The 6,074-nt window shown below is 71.0% G+C and carries 5 protein-coding genes; 3 read left to right on the forward strand and 2 right to left on the reverse strand.

Annotated elements, in window-relative coordinates:
* Together VMN58_05915 and VMN58_05920 are read left to right on the forward strand one after the other, a co-directional pair.
* On the forward strand, positions 1–404 hold a 404-nt coding region (locus VMN58_05915; GenBank protein ID HUF32726.1), incomplete at its 5' end, for an ectoine synthase.
* Positions 405–470: 66 nt separating this feature from the next.
* The gene (locus tag VMN58_05920) at positions 471–1,937 is read left to right on the forward strand and encodes a wax ester/triacylglycerol synthase family O-acyltransferase (protein HUF32727.1); all 1,467 of its coding nucleotides are present in this window, start codon (positions 471–473) and stop codon (positions 1,935–1,937) included.
* Between the two features lie 6 nt (positions 1,938–1,943).
* Here VMN58_05920 and VMN58_05925 read toward each other — a convergent pair whose 3' ends face one another.
* Both VMN58_05925 and VMN58_05930 read right to left on the reverse strand, forming a co-directional pair.
* Entirely contained in the window at positions 1,944–3,854 is a 1,911-nt protein-coding gene (locus VMN58_05925) for a DUF4012 domain-containing protein (GenBank protein HUF32728.1), read from the reverse strand.
* Positions 3,855–3,867: 13 nt separating this feature from the next.
* The gene (locus VMN58_05930) at positions 3,868–4,176 is read right to left on the reverse strand and encodes a hypothetical protein (protein HUF32729.1); all 309 of its coding nucleotides are present in this window, start codon (positions 4,174–4,176) and stop codon (positions 3,868–3,870) included.
* Between the two features lie 317 nt (positions 4,177–4,493).
* On the opposite strand from VMN58_05930, the gene ilvB reads away from it, so the two are divergent.
* The coding region (ilvB, locus tag VMN58_05935; protein ID HUF32730.1) for a biosynthetic-type acetolactate synthase large subunit at positions 4,494–6,074 on the forward strand (1,581 nt) is incomplete at its 3' end.

Below are 6,074 nucleotides of genomic sequence, written 5' to 3' on the forward strand. Positions count from 1 at the left end.
GAGGTGGCGTCGTGATCGTCCGCACCCTGCAGGACATCGTCGGCACCGATCGCGATGTCGACGGTGGCAACTGGTCGTCGCGCCGGCTCTCGCTCGCCGACGACGGCATGGGCTTCTCCATGCACGACACGGTGCTGCGAACCGGCACCGAGACGCACATGTGGTACAAGAACCACCTCGAGGGCGTGTACTGCATCGAGGGCAAGGCGACGCTCGAGGACAAGGCCACCGGCGAGGTCCACGAGATCCGCCCCGGCACCATCTACCTCCTGAACGACCACGACCGGCACGTGCTCCGCGTCGAGGAGGACCTGCGCGTCATCTGCACGTTCAACCCCCCGGTGACCGGCGGCGAGGTCCACGACGAGGACGGCGCCTACCCGCTGCTGACCCCCGAGGACTGACGCAGCTCACCCCACGCGTGTCACGATGCAGCAGGAGATCGCACCGCGCACGGGGAACCAGTCGACATGCAACAGCTCAGCGGAGTGGACGCCTCGTTCCTGTACATGGAGAGCCCGACGACGTTCGGTCACGTCTCGTCGTTGATCCTCTTCGACCCGAAGGACGGTGACGGCGGGGGCTACGAAGAGACCCGCCGCCTGTTCGAGGAGCGGCTGCACCTGCTCGATCCCATGCGCCGGCGCCTGGTCTCGGTCCCGTTCGACCTCGACCACCCGTACTGGATCGAGGACCCCGAGCTGGACCTCGACTTCCACATCCGCCAGACCGCGGTCCCGCCGCCCGGCACCGACGAGCAGCTCGCCGATCTGGTCAGCCGCCTCATCGCCCGGCCCCTCGACCGCAGCCGGCCCCTCTGGGAGCTCTACGTCATCCACGGCCTGCCCGACGGCCGCATCGCCCAGCTCACCAAGATCCACCACGCCGCCATCGACGGCGTGGGCGGCGCCCAGCTGCTCGCCAACATCCTCGACCTGGAGCCGGACGCGCCGGCTCGCGAGGGGGAGTGCCCGCCGCCCGAGCAGGTGCCCACCCAGGAGGAGATGCTGCTGCGGGGTCTCACGTCGCTGGCGACCCGGCCGTACAAGCAGGGCCGGCTGGCGCTGCGCCTGCTCCGCGCGGCGCCCCAGATCGGCAGGGCCATCGACTGGGGGAGCGTGGCGAAGGCCGTGCCCGAACCGGTGGCCCAGCTGTTCGGGCAGGGTCCCCGAGAGGAGGAGGACAACCCGGTCGAGATCTCCCACACCGGCGGCCTCACCCGCCCCTCCACCCGGTTCAACAACAAGATCGGCCCGCACCGGCGCTTCGCGTTCACCAGCGTGCCGCTCGAGGAGGTCAAGGCGGTCAAGACCGCGCTCGGCGTCACCGTGAACGACGTGGTGCTCGGCATGTGCGCCGGCGCCCTTCGCACCTACCTGGACAAGCACGGTGAGCTGCCCGAGGAGTCGCTGCGCTGCCTCATCCCGGTGTCGGTGCGCACCGAGGACGAGGCGCTCAGCTATGGCAACCGGGTCTCCGGCATGCTCGCGGCCCTCGCCACCGACGTGGCCGACCCGGTCGAGCGGCTGAAGGTCATCCACGAGGAGACCCTGCGGGCCAAGGAGACCCTGGGGGCCATCCCGGGTGACCTGCTCACCGACGTCGCAGAGTTCGCACCGCCGGCGATCTTCGCCCGGGCATCCCGCGTCATGGCTCGCACGGCCATCGCCAACCGGATCGACCCGCCGTTCAACCTGATCATCTCCAACGTGCCCGGCCCGCAGTTCCCGCTGTACGCCGGCGGCGCCGAGATGCTGACGTACATCCCGGTCTCGGCCATCGCCGACACCCAGGGCCTGAACATGACGATCATGTCCTACAACGGCCGCTGCGACTTCGGCCTGGTCGCCTGCCGCGACGCGGTGCCCGACCTGTGGGACCTGTGCCACCTGCTCGAGGAGTCCCTCGAGGAGCTCAAGGACGTCGCCGGCGTCTGAGCCCGTCTACGCCAGGCCGGCCAGCACCCCGACCACCGCGGCGACGGCGAGCACGAGGGCGGCGAGGCGCGCGTCGGAACGGGCCGCGGCCAGGTCCGGTTCGGGGCCCTCCAACCGGCGGGAGCGGTTCACGAGCAGCATGACTCCGAGCAGGCCGGCGATCAGGGCCGCCGCCGCCAGCGGCTGGGCCTCCTGGGGTCGGAGCGCAGCGACGCGGGGCAGCGGCACCCGGCGGGGCACGGCATCGGTGACCTCGACCCGGGGTCCGAAGCGGTAGGTGGTGGGCCGGACCCGGGCGCCGGGGACGAGGTCGAGGCGCCGGAGGTCGTCGGGCAGGTCGAACTCCACCGCCGTGGTGCGGGTCTCACCCTCCGGCACCCGCAGCCAGGATGCGGCGACCACCGTCGGTCCGTCGGTGCCGACGCCGCTCGGGGTACCGGTCACGATGTCCACCCGCTCGGCCGAGCCCGGGAGGGTGAAGGTCACGTAGGCCCGGTGGACCCCGACGGGCACGAACCGGTTGAGGCTGTCGACGTAGGGCGCCGTCGGGGACACGACCGGGTTCGCGAGGGTCAGGGTCGCCCGGTACCGGCGCCGGCCGTCGACGGGATCGCCCACCGGGATCAGGTCGACCTCCGGGTCCAGGTAGTAGTCCCGCTTGGAGGCGGTGGCGTTCTGGGCGGCGACGAGGAAGCTGTCCTCGGTCAGGGCCCCGTCGGCGCCGAGGGCCTCCCACAGGGCCTGCACGTCGGGGTCCTCCGACCAGCCCATCAGGTGCCGGCCCTCGGCCGCCCGGGTCAGGGAAGCGGCGAGGTCGACGATGTCGAGGTCCCGCTCGGTCACGGTGTCGAAGATGGTGCCGGCGATGCGGCTCTGCAGGTCCCGGCGCTCGTTGGCCTCGGACTCCTCGCCCATGCGCAGGTAGTTGTCGCGCAGCAAGAGGTCGACGGCGTTTTCGCTCGTCACGAGCTCGCCGTCGACCTCGACGGGGCCGGTGGCGTCCAGCATCATCGCCAGCGCCGGCACGTCGAGGGAGACCACCATGTCGACCGGACCGATCGGGGCCAGCTCTGCCAGCTGGTCGAAGATGGCGCCGGCGGTGGGGAAGTCCGGGGTGGTGGAGGTGGTGCGCCACTCCTTGCCGATGTCCCAGATCCGACCGTGCAGGGCGGCGACGTCCTCCGGTACGTCGGCGCGTCCCTCGGTCGCCGCGGTGACCTGGACCGTGGGGACGAACCGGCTGGATTCGAAGTCGCCGCCCTCGAGGGTGATGACCCCGGCCGACAGGTGCATGCCCATCCCCGCCCGGTGCTCGGCGTTGTTGGCCGCCAGCAGCAGGATCCGGGTCGGTCCGTCGAGCAGCTCGCGGGTGGTGCGCAGGTGGCCGCGCAGCTCGTCGAAGCGCTCGGGCAGCTCGTCGAGCTCGGTGTCGAGGCGGGCCTGGGCCGTGCGGACGGGACCGAGCAGGCCGTCGGTGCGGGCTGCGGGGAGGGCGAGGACCGCCCCCTCCACGTCGTCGATGGCCTGCAGGGCGGTGTCGAGGAGGGCGACGCGCCCCCTGGGCTCGCCGGTGCGGGCCAGCCCGGCTTCGACCTCGTCGAGGGCGTCATCGCCGGCATCGGCCACGGCGGCGAGCCGCTCGACCATGGCCTGGACCCCGTCGACCTGGTCACCGACGACCGGCACGACGCGCAGCGGCGCGACCGCCGGGCTGGAGATCCACGCGTCGGCGCGACCGACCGCGTCGAGGGCGGGCTGGACCGCCGGGCGGATGCCGCCGGCCTGCTCGATCGAGTCGAGCGAGATCGAGCGGAGGTCGTCCTGGGCCGACCCCAACGCCGCCCACACCACGAGGGCATGGACGGCGAGGATCGTCAGGTACAGCCCGGCTGCGGCCAGCAGGCCGCGCCGGACCACGGTGCTCAGGTGCTCAGGTGCTGATCAGGCGGCGCAGGGCCAGGCCGGACACCGTGATCGCGCCAGCCAGGCCGAGGAGGGCCACGCCACCGGTCTGGGGCAGGAAGCCGCCGTCGCTGGGCGGGGGAGCGGCGGTCTCGTCCGGCGCGGTCTCGTCCTCGCCCTCGTAGCCGCCCTCGTCTTCGCCCTCGTACTCGCCCTCGTACTCGCCCTCGTACTGCGCTCCGGCGAACGTTGGGGCGATGGTCGCGGACCCGACGGCGAGTGCCAGTGCCAGCCCAACGAGGGCGGCGAATCTGACGATGATGCGGTTGACCTGCATGTATTGCTCCTCAACGGTGTAGTGCCCGTCTCTCAACGGGCCCCCGACCCGACCACGCAGGCTCGCGCGATCGGGACATCTCCGACATGGTATTCGACGCGGTCCGGTGACATCCCTTCCGACTCGACCAGAACTGTAGATCAGGGTTGGCGGCGCCAGGCGCACGGTGGCAGGATGGTCGGGATGGTCCGCCGACACCTCGTAGTACTCCTCGCCTAGCGCTCGCCCGACCACCCCGTCGCGCGTGCGCTCCACGACCTCCCGTCTCGGGGGGTCGTCGTCGTTTTCGCCCCCGCAGAGACCCAGGAGCACCACCCGTGGAACCGAACGAACCGACCAACGGCGGAGCAGCCCTCATCCGGGCGCTCGAGCTCGAGGGCGTCGAGGTCATCTTCGGCCTGCCGGGAGGGGCGATCCTGCCCGTCTACGACCCGATCATCGACTCCTCGATCCGCCACGTCCTCGTGCGCCACGAGCAGGGCGCCGGCCACATGGCCGAGGGCTACGCCCACGTCACCGGCAAGCCCGGCGTCTGCATGGTCACGTCCGGCCCGGCCGCCACCAACGTGGTGACCCCGCTGGCCGACGCCTACCTCGACTCGGTCCCGATGGTCTGCATCACCGGCCAGGTGCCCTACGCCGCCATCGGCACCGACGCGTTCCAGGAGTGCGACACCACCGGCATCACGATGTCGATCACCAAGCACAACTACCTGGTGGCCCGGGCCGAGGACATCCCGCGCATCGTGCGCGAGGCGTTCCACATCGCCACCACCGGCCGGCCCGGCCCGGTCCTCATCGACGTCCCCAAGGACATCGTCGACCCCACCAACCCGCGCTCGGCGCTCGACTGGTACTGGCCGACAGACGCGGAGATCGTCGCCGGCCTCCCCGGGTACCGGCCCACCACCAAGGGGCACCCGAGGAAGATCAAGGAGGCGGCCGAGTTGATCCTGGCCGCCGAGAAGCCGGTGATCTACGCCGGCGGCGGCATCCTCAAGGCCCGGGCCGCCGATGCGCTCAAGGAGCTGGCCGAGCTCACCGGCATCCCCGTGGTCACCACGCTCATGGCCCGGGGCTCGTTCCCCGACGACCACGAGCTGTGCCTGGGCATGCCCGGCATGCACGGCAACTACACCGCGGTGATGTCGTTCCAGGAGTGCGACCTGCTCATCACCCTCGGCGCCCGCTTCGACGACCGGGTCACCGGCAAGCTCGACGAGTTCGCCTCCAAGGCCAAGGTCATCCACGCCGACATCGACCCGGCCGAGCTGGGCAAGAACCGCACGCCCGACGTGCCCATCGTCGGCGACGCCCGCCTCATCATCGAGGAGCTGGTGACCAACATCCGCTCGATGCTCGACGGCGGTCGCACGCAGGCCGACATCACGGCGTGGCGGTCCACGCTCAGCGGCTGGCAGGAGAAGCACCCGCTGCACTACGACCAGCCGGTCGCGGGTGAGCGGCTCAAGCCCCAGTTCGTGCTCGAGACGCTGCGCGACAACACGCCGTCGGACACCATCGTCTGCTCCGGCGTCGGCCAGCACCAGATGTGGACCAGCCAGTACTGGCACTTCAACCACCCCTACACCTGGGTCAACTCCGGAGGGCTCGGCACCATGGGCTTCTCGGTGCCGGCCGCCATCGGCGCCAAGGTCGCCTTCCCCGACCGCATGGTCTGGGCCATCGACGGCGACGGCTGCTTCCAGATGACCGCCCAGGAGCTCGTCACCGCCTCGGTCGAGAAGATCCCGGTCAAGATCGCCATCTTGAACAACAGCTACCTCGGCATGGTCCGCCAGTGGCAGGAGATGTTCTACGAGGAGCGGTACTCCGAGGTCTTCCTGTCCCAGGAGGTGCCCGACTACAAGATGTGGGCCGAGTCCATGGGCTGCGCC

The sequence above is a fragment of the Acidimicrobiales bacterium genome (genome assembly GCA_035512495.1).
Classification (GTDB): domain Bacteria; phylum Actinomycetota; class Acidimicrobiia; order Acidimicrobiales; family CADCSY01; genus DATKDW01.

Coding starts and splice junctions, on each gene's coding strand:
- VMN58_05920 (HUF32727.1), top strand. CDS start 471: ATGCAACAGCTCAGCGGAGTGGACGCCTCGTTCCTGTACATGGAGAGC.
- VMN58_05930 (HUF32729.1), bottom strand. CDS start 4,176: ATGCAGGTCAACCGCATCATCGTCAGATTCGCCGCCCTCGTTGGGCTG.